The sequence below is a fragment of the Cobetia sp. PDI-23MA genome (assembly GCF_059507735.1).
This window is the reverse complement of record NZ_CM183352.1, coordinates 2897481-2918733: the sequence shown is the minus strand read 5'-3', so window position 1 is coordinate 2918733 and position 21253 is coordinate 2897481. Positions and strand designations below refer to the sequence as shown.

17 protein-coding genes and 2 riboswitches are annotated in these 21253 nt (G+C 63.5%); of the genes, 8 read left to right on the top strand and 9 right to left on the bottom strand.

All coding sequences use genetic code 11. The features are described 5' to 3' along the window. The first annotated feature begins 75 nt into the window (after positions 1-75). Together AC5WNJ_RS12400 and AC5WNJ_RS12395 are read left to right on the top strand one after the other, a co-directional pair. Positions 76-2481, top strand: a complete 2406-nt coding sequence (locus AC5WNJ_RS12400; protein WP_495929818.1) for a PAS domain-containing protein — start codon at positions 76-78, stop codon at positions 2479-2481. 95 nt (positions 2482-2576) lie between these two features. Further along, complete coding sequence (locus AC5WNJ_RS12395) at positions 2577-3443, top strand: dienelactone hydrolase family protein (protein WP_495929817.1); 867 nt, start codon at positions 2577-2579, stop codon at positions 3441-3443. Positions 3444-3638: 195 nt separating this feature from the next. Here the strand turns inward: AC5WNJ_RS12395 and pncB are convergent, their stop codons facing one another. Continuing rightward, positions 3639-4811, bottom strand: a complete 1173-nt coding sequence (pncB, locus tag AC5WNJ_RS12390; RefSeq protein ID WP_495929816.1) for a nicotinate phosphoribosyltransferase — start codon at positions 4809-4811, stop codon at positions 3639-3641. Positions 4812-4970: 159 nt separating this feature from the next. Further along, entirely contained in the window at positions 4971-5360 is a 390-nt protein-coding gene (locus AC5WNJ_RS12385) for a DUF4190 domain-containing protein (RefSeq protein ID WP_253061269.1), read from the bottom strand. Between the two features lie 103 nt (positions 5361-5463). Here AC5WNJ_RS12385 and AC5WNJ_RS12380 point away from each other — a divergent pair, with 103 nt between their 5' ends. From AC5WNJ_RS12380 to AC5WNJ_RS12365, 4 genes are all read left to right on the top strand, one after another. Beyond that, positions 5464-6792 carry a GNAT family N-acetyltransferase gene (locus AC5WNJ_RS12380; RefSeq protein ID WP_495929815.1) on the top strand — a complete coding sequence of 443 codons (1329 nt, stop codon included), beginning with the start codon at positions 5464-5466 and terminating at the stop codon, positions 6790-6792. Between the two features lie 129 nt (positions 6793-6921). Then, positions 6922-8241: a nuclease-related domain-containing protein gene (locus AC5WNJ_RS12375; RefSeq protein WP_495929814.1), complete on the top strand. Its 1320-nt coding sequence runs from the start codon at positions 6922-6924 to the stop codon at positions 8239-8241. Between the two features lie 467 nt (positions 8242-8708). Then, a complete protein-coding gene (locus AC5WNJ_RS12370) occupies positions 8709-9077 on the top strand; it encodes a phasin family protein (RefSeq protein WP_043331409.1) in 369 nt (122 codons plus the stop codon). Between the two features lie 200 nt (positions 9078-9277). Next, positions 9278-9556 carry a peptidylprolyl isomerase gene (locus AC5WNJ_RS12365; RefSeq protein WP_043331408.1) on the top strand — a complete coding sequence of 93 codons (279 nt, stop codon included), beginning with the start codon at positions 9278-9280 and terminating at the stop codon, positions 9554-9556. 129 nt (positions 9557-9685) lie between these two features. Here the strand turns inward: AC5WNJ_RS12365 and thiC are convergent, their stop codons facing one another. The 6 genes from thiC to AC5WNJ_RS12335 all read right to left on the bottom strand — a co-directional run bounded on the left by thiC (position 9686) and on the right by AC5WNJ_RS12335 (position 17724). After that, a complete protein-coding gene (gene thiC / locus AC5WNJ_RS12360) occupies positions 9686-11695 on the bottom strand; it encodes a phosphomethylpyrimidine synthase ThiC (RefSeq protein WP_495929813.1) in 2010 nt (669 codons plus the stop codon). 126 nt (positions 11696-11821) lie between these two features. Then, positions 11822-11962, bottom strand: a riboswitch (TPP riboswitch). Positions 11963-12125: 163 nt separating this feature from the next. Next, the gene (gene tenA / locus AC5WNJ_RS12355; RefSeq protein ID WP_495929812.1) at positions 12126-12785 is read right to left on the bottom strand and encodes a thiaminase II; all 660 of its coding nucleotides are present in this window, start codon (positions 12783-12785) and stop codon (positions 12126-12128) included. A 146-nt stretch (positions 12786-12931) separates the two neighbouring features. Next, positions 12932-13058: riboswitch (TPP riboswitch) on the bottom strand. Positions 13059-13276: 218 nt separating this feature from the next. Then, positions 13277-13951, bottom strand: coding sequence for a TIGR04282 family arsenosugar biosynthesis glycosyltransferase (locus AC5WNJ_RS12350; RefSeq protein WP_495929811.1), 675 nt, complete (start codon positions 13949-13951; stop codon positions 13277-13279). Between the two features lie 43 nt (positions 13952-13994). Continuing rightward, positions 13995-14807: a TIGR04283 family arsenosugar biosynthesis glycosyltransferase gene (locus AC5WNJ_RS12345; RefSeq protein WP_495929810.1), complete on the bottom strand. Its 813-nt coding sequence runs from the start codon at positions 14805-14807 to the stop codon at positions 13995-13997. A gap of 438 nt (positions 14808-15245) precedes the next feature. Further along, on the bottom strand, positions 15246-16490 hold the full coding sequence (locus AC5WNJ_RS12340; RefSeq protein ID WP_495929809.1) for a PQQ-dependent sugar dehydrogenase: 1245 nt from the start codon (positions 16488-16490) through the stop codon (positions 15246-15248). 199 nt (positions 16491-16689) lie between these two features. After that, positions 16690-17724: a lysophospholipid acyltransferase family protein gene (locus tag AC5WNJ_RS12335; protein ID WP_495929808.1), complete on the bottom strand. Its 1035-nt coding sequence runs from the start codon at positions 17722-17724 to the stop codon at positions 16690-16692. A gap of 331 nt (positions 17725-18055) precedes the next feature. Between AC5WNJ_RS12335 and AC5WNJ_RS12330 the strand changes: the two genes are divergently transcribed. Next, a complete protein-coding gene (locus AC5WNJ_RS12330; RefSeq protein WP_176677658.1) occupies positions 18056-18790 on the top strand; it encodes a methyltransferase domain-containing protein in 735 nt (244 codons plus the stop codon). 259 nt (positions 18791-19049) lie between these two features. Further along, on the top strand, positions 19050-20456 hold the full coding sequence (locus AC5WNJ_RS12325) for an MFS transporter (protein WP_495929807.1): 1407 nt from the start codon (positions 19050-19052) through the stop codon (positions 20454-20456). Positions 20457-20468: 12 nt separating this feature from the next. Here AC5WNJ_RS12325 and AC5WNJ_RS12320 read toward each other — a convergent pair whose 3' ends face one another. Further along, the gene (locus AC5WNJ_RS12320) at positions 20469-21134 is read right to left on the bottom strand and encodes a 2OG-Fe(II) oxygenase (RefSeq protein WP_253061247.1); all 666 of its coding nucleotides are present in this window, start codon (positions 21132-21134) and stop codon (positions 20469-20471) included. Positions 21135-21253: the final 119 nt, after the last annotated feature.

The following is a 21253-nucleotide window of genomic DNA, read 5'->3' as shown; positions in this document are numbered from 1 at the left end:
GGGAGGGCTGCTGGCTGCCAGCGCCATGGATAGGGCATTCTTGAGCTAACCGCATGACAGAGAAGGGGTTTCACGTTGCCTGAATCATTCGCGGATAGTCGTTTGCTGCAGCATCATTATGCTGTCGTGGCAGATGTGTTGTTCACGCTCAGTGCTGATGGTAAGCGCCTGATTGCCATGAATGCAGCGGCGGAACGCCTGCTGGGATATACGGTGCGGGATTTTCTCAAGCAGCCGGAGCTCTGGCTTTCGCTGGTGATCACCGCCGACCGGCAGCGGTTGAGTGACTTTCGCGCCTCGATGGGGCAGGTCGAGCGTACGACGTATCGCATGCGCGACCGCAGCGGGCAGCTGTTGTTGCTCGAGGAATGTCTGTGGAGTTCCGGCGTTGGGCATCCGCTGTGTGGACGAGTGACGGATATCACGCAGCGTGACAAGGCCAATGAGCAGGAGCGGCAGCTGGCACGTGCCTATCGTCTGATGATGGTGCGCAGTCGTGACCCGATGGCGATCCTGTTGCTCAAGGATGAAAGACTGGTGATCAGTCATGCCAACCCGGCCTGGCATCTCTATCACGACGCGGCCTGTGCACATTCCCGCCTCTCGCTTGAGCACCTCTACCTCCCTCATGTCCTGCGTAGCCTGGAGAGAGCCGAGCCCTGGCAATGCGATATCAGCCTGTCGCTGCCGCGGGGGGAAACCAGATTGTCCGTCCAGATGGTCAGTCTGGGGCGCTCGCTCGCCGACGAGGGGCGTCAGGTGGCCGTGATGGCGCGTGACATCACTCAGGTACATCAACGTCTCGAGCATGTGGTCGATCAACAGCAGCGTCTGGCGCGGCGGGTGGATGAGACACCCGGCGCGCACTACGCGACCGCTGGTGAATGGCCGCCAGAGGAATTGGAGTATCTGTCGGCAGGCAGCGAGGCACTCACCGGGCTTTCACATGACCTGCTGATGGCAAGCCCGGGTCTCTGGCGGGCCCGGTTGGTGCCGGATGAGCTGGCCATCTGTCAGCAGCGCTTCGGCGAGGCCGTGCGGGAGCGCCATAGCCGTCTGAGCCTGTGTTACGCCTTCGTGCATGTGGATGGGCGCAAGCGCTATCTCCAGGATGACATGCAGCTGAGTTACTCCCCTGAAGGGAAGGTCACTGACGTGCTCGGCAAGCTCAGTGATGTCACTCAGCGCGAAGCGCATCGGCGCCAATTGGATAACCTTGTCCAGCAGATGCGCGGCGTCCTCTTCCAGTGTCGCCTGAGTCAGGAGGGCGAGCTGCGCTATACCTACCTCTCGCCGGTCGCCTCGCAAGTGCTGGGGCTCGACCCGCAGGCCGTCATCGACGACCCCATGCTGCTGCTGGCGCGTATCGAGGATCGCGAGCGCGAGTCTTTGCTTGCGTCTCTGCAGACCAGTGCCCAGCAGCAATCGCCCTGGGAGGCGGAGATACGCTATCAGCATCCGGATGGTCAGGAGCGCAGGCTGGCCTGTGTCGGCTTGCCGCAGATGATCGACTCCCCCGGGGGCGGCGTGATCTGGAATGGCTATTGTGACGATGCCACCGCTCGATACCGTATCGAGGATGAGCTGCGCCAGAGCGAGGAGCGCTACCGATTCATCCTCAACTCCGTCAGCGATCTGGTCAGCATCGAGGACTCCCACGGCATCTGTCAGTACATCAGCCCCTCGGTGGAAAAGCTCTGTGGCTACCGGCCGCAGGAGGTCATCGGTCATGAGATCAAGCAGCTCATCCACCCTGACGACATGCAGCGCATCGCCCATGAAGTCCATCGTGCCGCCTGTCTCGGCGAGGTATTTCGAATCGATTTCAGAATTCAACACAAGGCCGGACATACGCTGTGGTTCGAGTCGATCTCGACGCCCTCGATGGACCCCGTCACCGGGCGTTATCAGCGCGTGCTGTCGGTGTCGCGCAACATTCATGAGCGCAAGCTGATCGAACAGCGGCGTGAGCATGAAGCGATGACGGACGCCATGACGGGTGCCATGACCCGCGCCAGCTTCCTCGACACGCTCGATACCCTGCTGAGTTCGTCATCGCGGGAGCAGGTGGCGTTGATCCTGTTTGATATCGACCACTTCAAGCGCGTCAATGACACTCACGGTCATGCGGCGGGCGATCAGGTACTGATCAGTCTTGGCGAGGCGTGTCGTGCCCAGCTGCGGCGCGACGACTGCTTTGCGCGTCTGGGCGGCGAGGAATTTGCCGTCCTGCTCACCGATGCCGGCACGGCCACCGGTGTCGGAATGGCCGAGCGACTGCGACAGCAGATCGCGGCGTTGGAAGTTCGCTTCAAGTCACTCACATTGCACTGCACCATCAGCATGGGGGTGGCGACACCCCAGTCGGGGGAGACTCGGGACGGCTACCTGCACCGTGCCGATATGGCGCTCTACAGTGCCAAGCGCAGCGGTCGCGATCGGGTGGTGCTGGCATCGCAGTCCTTGAGCGAGGACAATTGAGCCAACACCGGTGATCAATCGGGCACACCGGCAGCCGGTGTCTCGGGTTGTGGATCGCGTCATGCAAGTGGATCACGTCATACAAGGAGTAGACGATGCGAATGTTACGTGGCTGGTGCGCTGGCACCCTGTTGTTTGCACAGTCGGTATTTTCTGCCGGACAGGCCATGGCCGCCGAGGATGCACCGCTGGTCAATCGTCTCGAGGGGCCGCAGGTGGTGACGGAGACGGTGACCTATCGGGCCAATGGTGAGGAGCACGTCGGCCTGATCGCACGCGATGCCAAGGCGCAGGGACGCCGTCCCGGTATCCTGTTGGTACATGAGTGGTGGGGCTTGAACAGCTACGCCCGCAAGCGCGCCGAACAGCTGGCAGGATTGGGCTACGTGGTCATGGCCGTCGACATGTATGGTGGTGGGCGCACGGCCGAGCACCCCAAGGAGGCCGGTGCTTTTTCCTCTGCGGTGATGAGTGACTGGCCGAAGGCCGAATCCAGCTTCAATTCGGCGCTGGCGGTGCTGCGCTCACGCCCGGAAGTCGATGGCGAGCGCATGGCGGCAATCGGCTACTGCTTCGGCGGTGCCGTGGTGCTCAACATGGCGCTGACCGGAGCGCCGCTCAAGGCGGTCGTCAGCTTCCATGGCAGCCCGTCGATTGCCGTGACGGAGCCCGAGCCGTTTGCCGGCCGGGTCGTGATCCAGAATGGCGCGGCCGATACGCTGGTGCCGCAGGAGGATCTCGACAAGCTGGTCGCGACCTTCCAGTCACTCGAGACGCGCACCACGTTGATCCAGTATCCGGGCGCCAGGCACGCCTTCACCAATCCGGAGTCGGATGCCAAGGCGGCCAGGTACGAGCTGCCGCTGGGCTATGATGCAGCCGCGGATTCGGCTTCCTGGCAGGTCATGCTCAACCTCTTCAATGAGGTCTTCAAGACACCGAAGAAATCCGTCAAGACCTGAGCTGCAAGACCTGAGTCGTTAAGACCTGAGCCGCCGTCACCGGTGCTGAAGGGGATCGACACGCAAAAGCCCGTCCGAGAAGTTTCCGGGCGGGCTTTTTCATGGGGCTTTTTCTAGAAGCTATTTCATGAGCCTGTTTCAAGGTCTCTGGCAGGAGGCCATGGCAAGGCGCTCAGTGATCGCTGAGCGCGCGGCTCAATCCAGCTCCTTGAGCGACAGCACCTGGTGCGCCAGACGAATCATGTCGGGGTCACCGGTGTGTTTGCTCGAGACATCCGACAGCTTGATCACCGGCACCCATTCCTGACCCTCGGGGCGGGCTTCGGTCATCTTGATCACCATGTTCATCGGTTGCGGGCCGACATCATTGGTGAAGTTGGTGCCGATGCCGAACGACATGCCGATACGTCCGGCGCAGTAGCGCACGATGCGATCGACCTTGTCGGTGTCCAGGCCATCGGAGAACACGATGGTCTTGGTCTTGGGGTCGATCCCCAGCGACTCATAGTGACGGATGGTGGTCTCGGCGAAGTCGATGGGGTCACCACTGTCGTGGCGCACGCCGTCAAACAGCTTGGCGAACTTCTTGTCGAAGCTCTTGAAGAAGGCCTGGCTGGTGAAGGTGTCAGACAGGGCGATACCCAGGTCGCCGCGATAGACCTTGACCCAGTTCTCCAACGCCAGGATGTTGGCCATCTTGAAGCCGAAGCGCGCGGCATGAAACATGAACCACTCATGGGCGTGCGTGCCGATCGGCTTGATGCCGTGGCGCTGCGCCATGTGCACGTTGCTGGTGCCGATGAAGCAGCCACGGCCGTGGTCCTTGAGGCCCGCGACCACCTTGTCGTGCACATCGTAGGAGTGCCGACGACGAGTACCGAATTCCGCCACGCGGATGCCGAGACGCTTGTAGTGCTCGATCTTGGCCAGGGTGCTGTCGCGCAGGGCCTGATCGCTGTCGCGTTGATCTCCGCCCAGCTGATACCAGAGCTCGCTGATCATCGCCATCAGCGGGACTTCCCACAGGATGGTGCGATACCAGTAGCCTTCGATATGCATCTCCAGCTCATCACCGGTCTGGGTGATGGTGATTTCGGAGGGATCGAAGCGGAAGCCCGCCAGGAAGTCGCGGTAGGTCGGGTCCAGGAAGGGGCAGTGAAGCTCGAGGAAGGATTTCTCTTCCACGCTCAATGCCAGTTCGGCCATGTTGTCTACCGCGATGCGCAAGGCCTCGCCGAACCCCGGCGGGAACGAATGCTCGCCACGGTTGATAAAGGCGTAGCGAGCGCGCGCATACGGAAACAGTTTCACCACGGCGTTCTGCATGGTGAACTTGTAGAAATCATTATCGAGAATCGAGTACAACATCGAGGCTCGCTCAGTATCAAGGCGGCTCGGGGGAACCGGAATCGCTGGCAGGGCAGGCGCTGCGAGAGGCAGGCATGCCCCGCTGGCACGGGGAAGCAATGTCGACGCATTATCCGTGCAGGCGCGCTGCACGTTCAAGCCGGAGAGCCCAGGCGCTGGTCAGGTGCTGAAGGCCATGATGCCGAACATGGTCAGCATCATGCCGCCGAACATCAGCAGGCCGGCCAGCGACAGGGCGATCAGCAGATAACCGAGAATCAGCCCGGCCAGGGCCCAGCTGTCACCGGCTTCGCCACTGCGGCGGATCTGGCTGCGCGCAATGTGGCCACACACGACGCCGCCGAGTGCCGCAGGCGCGAGCAGGCAGCCGAGCACGCTCAGGGCGAAGGCGGCCACTGCCATGAGATTCGTGCTGGCATGGGTGTCCTGCGCGGGCGGGGTCGGCGCATAGGGGCCTTGAGAGGGCCCTTGCGAGGACTCTTGAGTGCGCCCCGGGGTCTGCGAGCCGCTCGTGGACGTGTCGTCGGGCGGCGTGGGAGTCTCTGTCATGTGGGTCTCGTTGTCCTGCATCATGACGACACACTAGCATGTCCTGGGATATGCGGCATGTCTGCATCAGCGGTGGGCATGGCAAGACCATGAGGAGAGTACGGTGACAGGGCAATGGCAGGTAGAGGATGAAGCTGCGACAGGGGCGGCGGCTCACGCGGCAGGGGCTGCGACAGGCCAGCAGCAGGTTGCGAGCGCCGCAGATGCCGCAGAGAAGCAGGGTTGGCGCCTGGAGGTGCTGAATTCCCTCGACGCCCTCACCGTCAGTGAGTGGAATGCGCTGGCAGGCGATGACTATCCCTTCCTGCAACATGCCTATCTGAGCGCGCTGGAGAGCTGCGGTGCGGCCAGCGCCGCCAGTGGTTGGCATCCTGCCCATCTGGTAGTGCGAGACGCCGACGGCCGCTTGCTGGCAGGGCTGCTGCGCTATCTCAAACTGCACTCGCGTGGCGAATATGTGTTCGACCAGCAATGGGCGGAGGCCCTGGAGCAGGCCGGTGGTCGCTATTACCCCAAGCAGTTGACTGCCGTGCCGTTCACCCCCAGTGACGGGCCGCGTCTTGTCACCTCGCCGCAGTTGACGTCGCCCGCTGCCCGGCGTGCCTTGCTTGCCTGGTTGTGGCCGCACCTCAAGGCGGGTATCGCGCCTGCGGCAGAGCCGGGGAGCGCGCTGCGTCGTTATGAGCACAGCGGGTTTCATCTGCTGTTTGCCTCGGCACAGGAGCGGCAAGACTGGCAGGCGGCGATTCCGGAGCTGATTTCGCGTCCCGGGATGCAATATCACTGGCAGTCACGCGGCGAGCCTGACTTCGCCACCTGGCTCGAGAGTCTGCGCTCCAAACGGCGCAAGGAGATCCGTCGCGAGCGGCGCAAGGTCGCCGAGCAGGGCTTCACGCTGGCCAGGCTCGAGGGAGCGCAGATTGGCCCTGATGACATCGCGGCCTTCTACCGCTGCTACTGCATGACCTATCTCGAGCGCGGCCAGCGGCCCTATCTGCCGCTCGATTTCTTCCAGCAGCTCAGGCGCCACATGCCCGAGCGGTTGCTGCTGGTGCAGGCGCGCGATGAGCAGGGCGTGCCGGTAGCGGCAGCCTTGTGTCTGATCGGCAGTGATTGCCTGTATGGTCGTTGGTGGGGCAGCGAAGTCCACGCCGACTGTCTGCACTTCGAGGTCTGCTATTACCAGGGGCTCGAATTCTGCCTGCAGCGAGGGCTCAAGCGCTTCGACCCCGGTACTCAGGGTGAGCACAAGATCAGCCGCGGTTTCGCGGCGTATGCCACCGGGTCGCTGCATTGGCTGATGCATCCCGGGCTTCAGGAGGCGGTGGCAGAGGCGGTCGAGGAGGAGGCACGCTGGATCAGCAAGGCGCGTCAGCAGGTGACGGCAATGCTGCCTTACCGGGAGGCCGCGCCCCAGCCAGCGCAGGAGTGATGACCTTCAGGCCTCGTGACTGTCATCCGCTATCCGCTGGCGGATTCTCCCGCGGAGTCAGAGGCAAGAAAGATTGCGAATGGAGCGCTACACTGAGTTATATATGAATGCTCTAATCCAGAGGCGCCCATGCTGATCAAGGACTGCGATTCACGGGAATACGATCTGCTGGTGCTCGAGGTGCTGGCGCAGGATGCTGCGCTTGCCGCACCTGAGCGCCACAAGGTGCTGGAGGCCCTGCGTGCGATACGTGCCCGTCAGGCGCGTCGCCGTGCACTGGCAAGCCAGCTGGATGCCTTGTTGGGGACGCGGGATGATTGGGTCGTGCTGCATGATGTGCGCCTGACGCAGGCAGAGGGCGTGATCGAGATCGATCACCTGCTGATCAACAGCCTCATGCAGGTCTGGGTGCTGGATGCCTCCTGTTTTGATCTGACGCTCTCGATCACCCCCTTCGGTGAGCTGTTGGCCCATGGCGGACGAGTCGCGCGGGGGAGCGAGACACCCACTGGCGAAGATGGTGCCATGGCGCATGCCGTGACGCCGTGTCCCTTGCAGACGATCCCTGAGCGTAGCCGCGCCATCATGCAATGGCTGGAGGCCTCCTCGTTGCTGCCTGTGCGGCTGGGGATGACGCTGCAGCCGCAATTGCGCTATCGCATCCTGGTGGCCGATGCGGCTCAGGTCAGCCGACCGCCGGAAGATATCGTGGACAGTCGTGCGCTGCTGTCCTTCGCGCGCCTCAAGCGTCAGTGCCTGCAGGTGAGTGGCAAGACCGCTTACGTGACACGGCTGCGCAGTTTTACCCACCGCCTTGATCAGCGCCGCCTGCGCCAGCTGGGGCGCGCCATCGCGACCCGGCATGTGGCCCCCAATACGGATTGGGTGGCAAAGCTGGGCCTGGCCGCTGACGCGCGCGCGACGGAGGGCGACGCTGCCACTCCGCTGTCCCCGCTGGCCTATCTATGGCAACCGCCGCCATCGCCTGAAGAGCTGGCGCGGACCTCAGGTGGAAGCGCTGCCATGGCGGTAGAGTCTGAGGACAAGGAGGGAGCGCCGGATGACACGACGCTGGCGCTCCAGCGTGGCGTGACATCTACGGCTGCCCTGAAACGGCAGTGCGGTTTTGGGGGGCGAGGGCTGCAGGCCGCGCATTGGCAGCCCGGGCACCCGGCGCTGGACCAGGCTCAGGGGCAGGCCCGGCACCAGGACAGCCAAGCAGATCCCGCTAGCCCGCAGACGGCAGGCGAGCAGCCGGGGACTGTGCCCGGCAATCAGCAGGGCGCGTCTTCCGCCCAGTCACAGGATGAGGATGGCTTGCCGCGCTGCCAGGGCTGTCGGCGTTGGCTCTCCAGCGAGAGTGTCGACTTCTGTCGCCAGACAGAGCAGGCGCGCGTGCTGGGCGGGCGCCTGCTCTGCAAACGCTGTCGCGACGCCTCATGCCAGTGAGGGATAAGCACGGCGCTCTCCTCAAGTTCAGCCTTTCAGCTTCGGGCTTGTGTCTCAGCCCTCTGTCCTAGCTCTCTATCCTCCCAGCCCTATGGCCCAGCACTTTGGCCCAGTCTGGTGTTCCAGGGGCGTGGTGTGTGGCATGACGGGGCCCCAAGGCGTCAATTTTCTTTTCGGCTTCTGATTGTTTTTCTCCAGTGTAATCAGCCAACTGCATCAATCAGGGCGTACAGACCAGTCGTTGCGATGTTTTTGATGTTGCAGTGCAACAAAGACTGTCTTATGCTGCTTTGCAGCGAGGATGGAACCTGGTCGATAGCACTATCTGACCGCGACGGCTTGATAGTGACGGCTTGATAATGATGGCTCGGTCACTACGGTGCACCAGCCCGGTTCAGTCCTGATAACCGAACGGAGCAACGCTCCGGTTCATTTCAGTGTGATGCCAATACCCTGGAGGTGCCTACATGTTCAATGCCAACTTCGAGAAGTCCGCTCAGCAGTTCGACGATATGTTCCTGTCTCCGCTGCGTGCGTTCAGCGCCCTGAGCATCGATTACAGCGAGAAGCTGATCGGCGCACAGATGGAACTGACCAAGTCCTATGCTGATGCTTCCCTGACCCAGGCGCGTTCCATGCTCGAGATCAAGGACAGCGAAGGTCTGAAGAACTTCGTCAAGGAGCAGCAGGAAACCGTCAAGACTCTGGGCGAGAAGCTGCAGAACGACACCCAGAAAGTGGTCGAGCTGAACCAGGAATACGCCAAGAAAGGTCAGGAACTGGCAGAAAGCAACGCCAAGTCCGCCTCCGAGGCCATGCAGAAAGTCGCCAAGTAAGCGATTGCTGCCGACGCTCTCAGGCGAGCGTCCTCAACGCCCATCCGGTCTTCCGGGTGGGCGTTCGCGTGTCTGGAGTATCGCTGAGCAGGTGGGGAGGCGCGCGACGCTAGCGGCGAGCGCTGCCTTGGGCCACAATGACCTGCCACGCCGACGGTGATTGCCGGCGGCATTTATTCGATCAGTGACAGGTGATAGACATGGCACAGGCCACAGCGCGTCATATTCTCGTTTCCAGCGAAGAACAGTGTGCAGCTCTCAAGACCGAAATCGAGAACGGCCGCGATTTCGCTGATGCCGCTCGCGAGCACTCCTCTTGCCCGTCCGGCCGCAGTGGCGGCGACCTGGGTGCCTTCGGTCCGGGCATGATGGTCAAGGAATTCGACGAAGTCGTGTTCAGCGCCCCCATCAACACCGTGCAGGGCCCGGTGAAGACCCAGTTCGGTTATCACCTGCTGGAAGTCACCAGCCGCACGTGAGCCTTCTGTCACGCTCATGAGATGTCATGAGCCTCTGGCAGGATGTGACGAAAACGCCCCGACCATCACTGGTTGGGGCGTTTTTTGTGTCGCTTGGAAAGTCAGCTTTCCTGTGCGTCAGGCGCTTGGCTAGACCTCCTGATAGAGCTGGCTGCCTTCACGCTTGAACTTGTCGGCCTGCTCCTGCATGCCGGCCATCACGCTGTCGGCATCGCCGGTCAGGCCATGCTCATTGGCGTAATCGCGCACTTCCTGGGTGATCTTCATCGAGCAGAACTTCGGCCCGCACATGGAGCAGAAGTGGGCGACCTTGGCCGAGTCCTTGGGCAGCGTCTCATCGTGGAAGCTGCGCGCGGTGTCCGGGTCCAGGCCCAGATTGAACTGGTCTTCCCAGCGGAACTCGAAGCGCGCCTTGGAGAGCCCATTGTCTCGGCGTTGCGCGCCCGGATGACCCTTGGCCAGATCGGCGGCATGTGCGGCGATCTTGTAGGTGATGATGCCGGTCTTGACGTCGTCCTTGTTGGGCAGGCCCAGGTGCTCCTTGGGGGTCACGTAGCAGAGCATGGCGCAGCCGAACCAGCCGATCATCGCGGCACCGATGCCGGAGGTGATGTGGTCGTAGCCCGGGGCGATGTCAGTGGTCAGCGGGCCGAGGGTGTAGAAGGGCGCCTCGTCACACTCGCTGAGCTGCTTGTCCATGTTCTCCTTGATCAGGTGCATCGGCACGTGACCCGGGCCTTCGATCATGACCTGGACATCGTGCTGCCAGGCGATCCTGGTCAGCTCGCCGAGCGTCTCGAGCTCACCGAACTGGGCGGCGTCGTTGGCATCGGCCACCGAGCCCGGGCGCAGGCCATCGCCCAGTGACAGGCTGATGTCGTAGGCCTTGCAGATCTCGCAGATGTCCTCGAAGTGGCGATAGAGGAAGCTTTCCTCATGATGCGCCAGACACCATTTGGCCATGATCGAGCCACCGCGCGAGACGATGCCGGTCACGCGATTGGCGGTCAGCGGCACGTAGCGCAGCAAGACGCCGGCATGGATGGTGAAGTAGTCGACGCCTTGCTCGGCCTGTTCGATCAGCGTATCGCGGAAGATTTCCCAGTCGAGGTTCTCGGCCACGCCATCAACCTTCTCCAGCGCCTGATAGATCGGCACCGTGCCGATGGGCACGGGAGAGTTGCGCAGAATCCATTCACGGGTCTCGTGGATATTGGCGCCGGTCGAGAGATCCATCACGGTGTCGGAGCCCCAACGGATCGCCCAGGTCATCTTGTCGACCTCTTCCTCGATGGAGGAGGTCACCGCCGAGTTGCCCAGATTGCCGTTGACCTTTACCAGGAAGTTACGACCGATGATCATCGGCTCGCTTTCCGGGTGATTGATGTTGGCGGGGATGATGGCGCGACCGCGTGCGACTTCCTCACGCACGAATTCGGCGGTGATCTCGTCGGGCAGGTTGGCGCCGAAGCTGTGGCCCGGATGCTGATGGCCCAGGATGCTTTCCACGGAGTCACTGCCCCGATATTCCTCACGCAGCGCGATGCGACGCTGGTTCTCGCGAATCGCGATGTACTCCATCTCCGGGGTGATGATGCCCTGGCGCGCATAGTGCAGTTGGGTGACATTCTTGCCCGGTAGAGCGCGGCGCGGGCGATGGTTGAGCTCGAAGCGCAGTGACGCCAGGCGCAGGTCGGCCTGACGCACGCGGCCGTATTCACTGCTCAGCTGATTGAGTTGTTCGGTATCGCCGCGCTCCTCGATCCACTGTTCACGCAGCGGCGCCAGACCTCGGCGAATGTCGATCTCGACCGCCGGGTCGGTGTAGGGGCCGGAGGTATCGTAGACGACGATCGGCGGATTCTCTTCCAGACCGCTGGAGGTCTGGGTCGGCGAGCAGACGATCTCGCGCATGGGCACGCGGATGTCCGGACGGGAGCCTTCGATATAGATCTTGCGCGAGCCGCTCAGTGGCGCGATGGCGGCGGCGTCGACGCGTGCTTCGCTGGCAAGGTGGCGGCTGCCATCCTTGCGACCGGCGCGCGCGCGTGCCTTGGGGGCAGACTCAGGCTGCGAGGCGAGCGGTGACTCGGCGGCGTTGGTAGCTTGTGGGTCTTGGGTTGTCGGGGCAGTGCTCATGCAGGTCTCCTCAAAGGGCGACGTCACGGCTGACGTCATCATGGGAAGACCGTGCGCAGGGAGAGGATGGTCGTCGCCAGCTCCTTGCCAGCAGGTGGCCCGGGAGCGAGGCGGCCGCGCGCAGCGGCTGGCCATCAGCTTGATTCCTACGCCGGTCCTAACCGGTTCAGGTTCCACGGGACCCCTTGCTGGCAAGCTCGCGCGTCAGGGCGGCGAAGCATGCATGCAGGATCTCAGCCGGTTCCACCGGCACCCCGTCAAGCGTGTGCAGATTTCAATGCGAGAATGTGCTGCCCAACGAAGCATCATGCCTGCTTCGGGCGGTGTTCTCGCATCCAGGCTCTGTTGGCCTGTCAGTCGTGCCATCCATGGGGGATGGCGACATCCCGAGCGGCTCATGGCGAGCACCGGGACGTCAGTCTGTCATGTCTCAGGCGCGATCGAGGCCCATCTGCCAGAAGTCGATCTCGAGTCGCGTGGCGTCACGGAAGACATCGACCAGTTCACCCAGTCGGCGCTCCGAGACTTCCGAGAGCCGCGCATCCAGCCATTCACGCTCGGCTTCGACGGCTTCCTTGAAGTCATCGCTTGAGTACATCGCGATCCAGTCCGCGTACGGGTTGTTCTCGATCTCGGTGGTGTCCTGATCGAGCAGCCACTCGGCGATCTCGCCGTAGCCGATCAGGCAGGGCGCGAGCGCCACGTGCAGATCGAGCAGGTCGCCGCGCTGGCCGCAATCGAGCACGTAACGGGTATAGGCCAGGGTGGCGCGGGATTCCGGCAGCTCGCTCAGGTCATCCTCGCTGATGCCCCACTCGCGGCAGTAGCCGATATGCAGATCGAGCTCGGTATTGAGGATGGTGTCGAGACTGGCCGTGGCCTGACGCAGCTCCGCGAGGGTGCGGCTCTTGTAGGCGGCCAGTGCCCAGGCACGCGCGAAGTGGATCAGGAACAGGTAGTCCTGCTGCAGGTAATGGCGGAAGGACTCCTCCGGCAGACGACCTTCGCCCAGCTGGCGAACGAAGTCGTGCTCGAGATAGTCACACCATTCCTCGGCGCAGGCACTGGTCAGGTCGTTGAAACTGGGCATGACGCATCCCTCGGTGAGCGTGCTGACGACCCGTGATGGGACGACAGGACTCTGGCGCAAGCGTGGCCAGTACCGGAACAGGAGCAGGGGAAAAGCGGGGGAGGTGCCGACAGTCACCGTGAGAAAGTGGTGACGATATCGAGTGGCATCGCTTCGCGCTTGATCCCTACGCCGGTACTAGCCGGATCAGGTTCGGCGGGATCGTCATTCACGCAAGGACGTTGCCTGCGCATGACATCTCAGCCGGTCTTACCGGCACCCCGTCAAGCTGTGACATATGAGTCACGATGCAGCGAGTGTAACAGCCCTGCGGCGCAGAAGAAGGGCAGTGTAAGCAAAAATGCATACGACTTTGGGAGGCATGCCGAAGGTGTGAAGAGCCTCAAGCGGGCTTATAAAGAGCCTCAAGCGGGCTTATAAAGAGCCTCAAGCGGGCTTGTGATAAGCCTCGAGCGGGTTTGTAGAAAGCCGTGGGCGGGTTCATGAAAGCCTCAAGCGGCAAGGTCGGCCATGAGCGCCGGCAGGTGGCGCGACAGTCGCGCAAGGTCACCTGGCTCATCGACATCCCAGCTGACCGGCAGGCAAGCGGTCGTTCTCCCCGCCCGTGCCAACAGCGTCAGGGTGTCCCGGCAGACATGGGCATGACTCCAGTGGGGCAGCAGGAAGGCTTGCGGGCAGGACGCCTTGAGGCCGATCAAGCCATAGCCGCCATCGTCGGTGGGCTGCAGCACCGCGTCGTGAGTGCGCAGTCCATGGGCTGCCTCGCGCAGACGCTGGCTGTCCAGCGCCGGTAGGTCCGAGCCCATCAGCAGCACCGGCCCTTCGGGCAGATGTCGGGCCATGGCCAGGGACATTCGCTCACCGAGATCCCCCTGTGGCTGTGCCTCGAAGGTGAGGTCGGCAGAGGCATCGACAGTACTTCGCAGCCGGGCTTCCAGCGCTGCCCGCAGGGCGGTCTGTTCAGGGGCCTGACTCGACGGTTCGGCAGCGGTCGTCAGCATCACCACGACCTTGCCGAGATGCGCAGCGCAGGCCTGGTCAACGATATGGCTCAGCATCCGCTCATAGAGTCGAGCTGCGCCCTCTGGGCCGAGTGCGGGGATCAGGCGTGTCTTGCAGTGGCCGGCGATGGGCAGGCGACCGAAGATGATGAGGGTCGGGCTCACCTCTGACGCGGCATCAGCTGTGGGCAAGGTAGGCAACGCCGTATCACGCATGGGGCATGCCGCGCTGCTCACAGGCCTGCGCCGCGGCGCGATAGCCGTAGAGGCGTGCCAGACGTGCGGGAGAGACCCCACACCAGGCCGCCAGCCGCAGCCCCCACATCTTGATGATGGTGCGCCAGACGCCCTGGGTGTCCCAGCGTCGACCGCTGGTCGTGACGCGCGCTGTCAGGTTCATTGGCGGTGTCAGATGCTTGAGCTGGGCACTCAACCAGATATCTTCCATCAATGGCATGTCGGCAAAGCCGCCGATGGCCTCGAAGGTCGAGCGCTGCACGAACTGGGTCTGGTCGCCCGTGCTGATGCTGGTCAGCCGCGAGCGCAGATTCATCATGATGGCGATCACCGGTAACCACGGCGACTCGCCCTTGATGCTGACATCGAAGCGGCCCCAGTCGCTGCGACGATGCGTCGTGACGGCCTCTTTCAGCAATGCCAGCGCATTGTCGGGCAAGTCGGTATCGGCATGCAGAAACAGCAGCCACTCCCCGCGCGCGCGCGCGGCTCCGGCGTTCATCTGGCGTGCTCGGCCCGGCTCACTGCTCAGCACGGCATCACACAGCGGACGGGCCAGTGAGGGAGTGCCATCCGTCGAACCACCATCCACCACGATCACTTCACAGTCCCCTCCCGCGCGCAGGCGATTCAGGGCGATCAGGGTTTGCACGATGCCGGCTGCCTCGTCATGCACCGGCATCACGATGCTCAGCCAGGGAGCGCGCGTCAGATGCGTGCATGTGCTCGGCAAGGAGTCACGGCTGGCAGGCGTCCGTGCTGCTGAGGGTGGCTGCTGATTCATGGCGGCAGGCTCCGACGATGGCGTATTCGTTGGATCATACGCAGGAGTTCGTAGGCTAGATGCACGAGCGAGAGACGCTCCCTCAACGCGTCATCGTTCATTAAACGCTTGGCGTCGGGCCAGTGTCGCTCAGTGGCCACATGATGACCAGAAGGCCATTGGGTGCATGCGGGGGCACGGGACTACATTTCTGTAATTCGAAGGCGGGGCATGAACGACCAGGTTCTAGAGTCTGCAGCAGGCAAGCACTTCATTCATCGGTCCTATTTACAGGCCCTATTTACAGGCCCTGTCCATAGGCCCTATTCACAGGTCTTGTTCATAGGCTCTCTGCCAAGCATCTCCTGGAAAGAGAGCCTGAAGAGAGGGCTTGGAGAGAGCGCGTGACTAAGGGCCAGGGCCTCGCTTCAAAAGCCCGTTCTGCTGAAGGTCAGGCCATCAATCGAAGGTGAGGCGATAGAGGCCAGCCGCGCCGCTATCCGAGGTGAAGTACAGGCTGCCATCAGGGCCGAACAGGACATCGAGCGGGCGAATCCAGCGCTGACCGCTGCTGATGTCCTGCAGGCCGGTCAGCACTGGCACCAGACGTGCTTCAGTGTCTGGCGTCGCCAACTTGAGGCCCAGCAGGCGAGGCTCACGACGGCTGGCCGGGTCACCCGCGGCATTGCCGGAGGGAGCCGTGCCCCAGCTGCCGTGAACGGCCACCATGACATCCATGTCTGCGGCCAATGGATGTTCTGGCGGTACCATCGCGATTCCCATTGGCGCACTGCGAGCGGGGATCTCGGCCAGTGGCGGCGCAATCTCGTCACGCTCGCGCGGTGAATCGCTCGTGATGCAGTCATCCGCCTGCCAGCGGCCATCGACCCACTGATACCAGGGCATGCCATGGAAGCTGCCTTCGCGGGCTGCGACCACCAGCTCGCGAGGTTGCTCATAGCCCCAGTGGTCGGGGCCGTTGTTGGTGGCCAGCAGGCGCGGCTCATCTTCCATGCCCAGCTGCCAGGCGAGGCCTACCGGGTTGCGCAGCCCGCTGGCCCAGGGTTGCCAGTGCGGGGCATCGCCGGATTCCTCAAGGCGCAGCACGCCGCCTCGGCGTTCACTGAAGGAGTAGCCCTGCTCGCTGCCTGCGAGATATTGATTCGAGCAATTGCCCTGGATGCCCAGCGCCAGATAGAGGCCGCCATCAGGCCCGAGACTCAGGGTGCGCGAGTTGTGGCCACCGCCGCCGGGCAGGGCGATCAGCTCACGAAAGTCATCGCGGGTGAGAGATTCGCCGTGTGAATAGTCGGCGATCAGCAAGGCTGCAGTGGTCGCGACATAGAGCTTGTCGCCGCGTACCACCAGCGAGTGAGGGTAGCCCGACAGTTCGACCAGCGTCTTCACGGCAGAGAGGTTGCCGTCCGGCGTCAGCTGAGCGCGATAGACACGCTCGGCCCGCGAGCCGATCAGCAGCTCGCCAGCGTCAGTGAGATGCAGCATGCGTGGACTGTCGAGTGAGGCCAGCCGCTCGAGCGTGGCGCCCTCAGGCAGCTTGAGCGCAGGGGCATCACTGGGCACTTGCTGAGCGCTCACCAGCGACAGTGAGGAAGCGGCATCTGTCTCTGCCTGGGCTGGTAGAGACAAGGCGAGACAGGCCGCCGCGGCACCTGTGACCAGGCGTGTCGCCACACGTGTTGCCAACCTTGTCGCCAAGCCTGTCACCAGACTTGCCGGCAGGCGTGTCGATACTGCCCGAGACAGTGTGGGGCGCCGGGGCGATGCGCCACTTGTGAGGTAAGCGACGTGAGCGGCGTGAGTCTCGATCGGCATCCTTGCCTCCTGTCATTGAGCCATGCGCATTCAGTCTGGGAGCTGATGGCCTGTTGCGCCAGTGCTGCCCTCAGCCGCGCTTGCTGGCCTTGCGGCGATGCTTGAAGTAGCGGCGCCAGCCCTTGAGCGAGAAAAAGGAGTAGGTGCGCGCATAGAAGCGGGCTTCCTGCCAGCCCGGTTGTTGCTCCATTTCCTGCGGGCTCTTGCGCCAGCGCTTGTATTCCCACTGATACTGGGCCGGCGCCAAGGCGATCGCCGCTTCCACCGAGGCATTCACCCCGCGTGCCGAGGCGACTTCCTCTTCGCAATAGACTCCCTCATCCGCGGCGAGGAAGTGGATGGCGAAGCCATGGCCATCTTCCAGGCGTTGGGCGACACCGGTGACGACGCGTGCATCGGTTCTCGCCACCAGCTTGGGCAAAAGGGTGGCGGTATAGGCGGGGCGGCCATAGAAGTCGGCGAAGACGCCGCTGCCACGACCCGGCTCCTGATCCGGCAGTATGCCGATCGCTTCGGCGCGCTTGAGTGCCTTGAGCAAGGCAGCCACGCCGCGCGAGTTGGTGGGCACCAGGCTCGCGCCCATGCGTTCACGGCCATTGCGGATGATCGGGTCGAGGCGCTCGAACTTGGGCGGCTCGTACATGGCGGTGAACGGGAAGTGGCTGGAGAGCCAGAAATTGAGCACTTCCCAGTTGCCGAAGTGCGGCGCCAGCACGATGACACCGCGCCCCTCGGCACGCGCCTCGTCGAGCAGGTTGCGGCCGTGGACCTCGAGAATCGAATCGCGCACGGCGTCTTCATCACCCAGCCACACCTTGCCCAGTTCCAGCATGGTGGCGGTGGAATGTGCGAGACTGTCGCTTGCCAGACGCGCGCGCGCCTGCTTGTCGAGCTGCGGAAAGGCCTGGCCCAGATTCTGGCGCGTGACCCGACGCTCGCGGGGGTTGCACAGCTGCACCACACGCGCCAACGGGCGCGCCAGCCACCAGAGCTGGCGGGTGCTGAGCCCGGCCAGTCGTTGCCACAGACAGGCCACGGAGTTGGCCTTGAGAGGAGTCAGGCGCTGTTCCATGGCCTGTTCGAACCGCTTGAGAGTCTTGTCCATCGTCACACGTGAAGTTCCGGTGGTCTGGCGTGAAAGATCGCGACTGTCTGACGCGAAGGCAGGCGCCGTGACATCGTCAGGTGTCGCGGTGCCGCACTCGAATGATGTTCATTGTGCCAGAGGGGGGCGGTGCCTGCAGGCTCCATCGCGGCAGGCGCAATACACTGGCGCGGGGTATCATTCAGCACTCAGACCGTCGCCACCTTCGATACGTTCACCTGCTGCGGAATTGCTCCTGCCGCCGCGGTGTCGCGCGTGGCGGCGAGTTGTCACCGCCAGCCGTGTGGTGACATCGCCCCTCATCGCCAGTGTCCCTTGCCGCGGAGTCCTGATGTCAGCCCCTGATTCCCCCGTTCCCTATCCGCCTTCAGATACTGTCTGCCCGCTGTGTGAGGCGCCCCGGAGCCAGCATGTACTGCACTTGGTACAGCGACGCAGGCCATGCCCCGACACCGGTAAGCGCCCGCCCGCCGATGAGCGCGATTACCTGCGCTGCCCGGAATGTCATCTGCTGTATCTGGCGCCGTCCCAGCGCCTGGATGCCAGGGCAGAGCAGGACATCTACGACCAGCACGAGAATGACCCGGCAGACCCGCGTTATCGAAGCTTCCTGGCCAGGCTCTTCACGCCGATGTGCGAGCGGCTCGCGGCCGGTGTCAGCGGGCTCGATTTCGGCTGTGGACCGGGGCCTGCCTTGGCGCAGATGTTCGAGGAGGCGGGCCATCCGATGACGCTTCACGACCTCTATTATCATCCGAACCCGGCCGCGCTCACCCGCCAGCATGACTTCATCGTCAGCACCGAGGTGATCGAGCATCTCTACGCCCCGGGAGAAGTCTTCCGCCAGTGGTTGCGCTGCCTCAAGCCCGGCGGCCTGCTGGGGGTGATGACCCAGCCCGCCTCGGATGACCCGGAAGCGCTCAGGCGCTGGCACTACCTGCGTGACCCGACGCATGTGTGCCTGTTCAGCCCGGCGACCTTTGCCTGGCTGGCGCGTACGCACGGACTCGAGCTTGAGCAGGTCGCCAACGACAGTGTCATCTTCCGCGTGCCCCGATCCGCCTGACAAGAGCGCGGGGCAGGGCATGGGACAGGGCGCGGGACAGGGCATGGATAGAGCGCAGGACAGGGCGCAGGACAGCGCGCAGCGGCACGAAAGAAGACATGGTCGCCAAATGACGCAAAAAGGCTTGGATTTGGCGCGGACTGTCACTATATTGCCCGCGCCTTGACGTATTCTCGCAGGGCAAATTCCCCCTCCCGACGATATCCGCACCTTGCGGCATTGGCTGATCGCTGACTGGCGGCCGGCCGAGGATCTGGTCATGCCCCGTCATCTGCTGTTGATGTCCCTTGCACCCCTGCTCGGCCTTGCCTTGCTGGGGATCGGTAACGCCATGCTGACCTCGCTGGTCCCGTTGCGGCTGTCTGCCGCCGGTGTCTCGAGCGAGGCGATCGGCCTGATCAGCTCGGCCTACTATCTTGGCCTCGGGCTCGGCGCGCTGGTCAACGACCGCCTGCTGCTGCGCATCGGCCATATCCGCGCCTATGCCGGCTTCGCTTCGCTGGTGGCGGTCGCGGCACTGGCCATGGGGCTGGGCGACCACCCGGTGGTGTGGTTCCTGCTGCGCATGATGATCGGCTGGTCGCTGGTCGGAGTGTATCTGGTCATCGAGAGCTGGCTGCTGAGCGCCGCCGACCCCGCCGTGCGCGGGCGTCTGCTGGCGCTCTACATGATCGTGCTCTACGGCGCGGGGGTGCTCGGTCAGCTGCTGCTGGGTGTGACTGCCATGTTGAGCCTCGAGGCAGCTTTCATGCTGGTGGCGATGCTGGCGGCGGCCTCGGTATTGCCGCTGGTGCTGCTGCCGCGTGTCTCGCCGCTGATCGAACAGTCCGAGCCCCTGAGCCCGTGGCGCCTGATTCGCATCACGCCGACGGGCGTGTTCGGTTGCCTGGCCTCGGGACTGGTGGTGGCGGTCATCTACAGTCTGCTGCCTCTGGCGCTGGGCGATGGCGGCACCCTGAGCACCGCGGAGATCGGTCAACGCATGGCGCTGGTGATTCTTGGTGGCATGTTGCTGCAATACCCCATCGGCCGCTGGTCTGACAGCCATGATCGCCAGCAGGTGCTGATCATCCTGTCGATCGCCATCGTCGGCTTTGCCGCCTTGCTGATGGGGCCGGCCCGCGAGGGCATCGCCCAGCTGACGGTGCTGTTCCTGCTCGGCGGCGCCGCTTTCACCCTCTATCCGGTGGCGGTCAGCCATGCTGCCGACCGTGCGCCCGCCGGCGCCCTGGTGCGCATGAGTCAGGGCCTGCTGTTGATCAATGCGGTGGGGTCGACCCTGTCACCGCCGGCGGTATCGCTGCCGATGGCCGAGATGGGCGCGATGCCCGGCATGGCGCTGAGTCTGGCGGTGATGGGTGGCGGCATGCTGCTCTTCTTCGTCTGGCGACGCGTGATGCGTCCGGCGCCGCAGCCGTTGGCGCCCTTCGAGACCCATGCTCCGCAGACACCGCTGGGCACCGAGCTTGCGGTCGGGCCTGAACTGGTCGAGGCCGCCGAGGAGCACCTGCGTGACGCCGAAGCCGATGACCCGCTGGTCGAGGTCACGCGTGAGCTGGTCGCTGACATGCCGGAGCTGATCACGGAGGCCTCGCTGGACAGCCTCGAGGAGATCGAGGTCAAGGAGGAGCAGGCTTTGCAGGAAGAGCGAACGCTCCCGAAATAGTCACCTTTCAGATCAGCGTGCCGGGTCGACCAGATTGCCCTGTGAGCTGTTGCGCCGGAACCAGCCGGTGACACTGGCGCGCGCCTGATGCGTCGGCAGCACCTCATGGGGGATCTGCTCGGAAAGGAAGCACACGAAGGTGCCGGCTTCGGGGGTGACGCGCGCCATTTCGCGGCTGTCATCCTCGGGGTCGTAGAGCACGATCTCGCCGCCGCCATCGCGCGGCCAGTCCTCATTGAGATAGAGCACGCTGGAGATCAGGCGATTGCCGCGGCCGCGAAAACTGTCGAGATGCTTCTTGTAGAAGCTGCCGACCGGATAGTGGGCGAAGTGGGCCTCATACTCGAACAGCCCCAGATAGAGGGCGCGGTTGAGCTCATCCTTGAGCACGTTCATCGCTTCCAGGTAGGCGCGCTGGGCACGCGAATTGCGGTCCAGCCAGCGAATCGCGTCGCCGCGGATGTCCGGGCGCAGATCATGCTCGCGTCCGCGCCCGATACCCGCCGCCGTCAATTGCTGCCGCGTCTCCAGCGCCGTCAGTTCATCATTGAGCTGGGCGATGACCTGGCGCGGCAGGAAATCGGGGCGCACGCTGTAGCCATGCTCGACCAGTTCATCGATCAGCAGGTTCAGTGCGACAGGGTCCAGCAGTGGGGCGGGTGCAGGTACAGCGGGCATCAGGCGCTCCGAACGGGAAGTGGCATGGCATCGTGGGCGAGGAGTTATAGTCCAGTGCCATTGTCGGTGCAATATTGTCGGGGCAATGGCAGCGGTGCGATGCCATCAGGGCGATGACA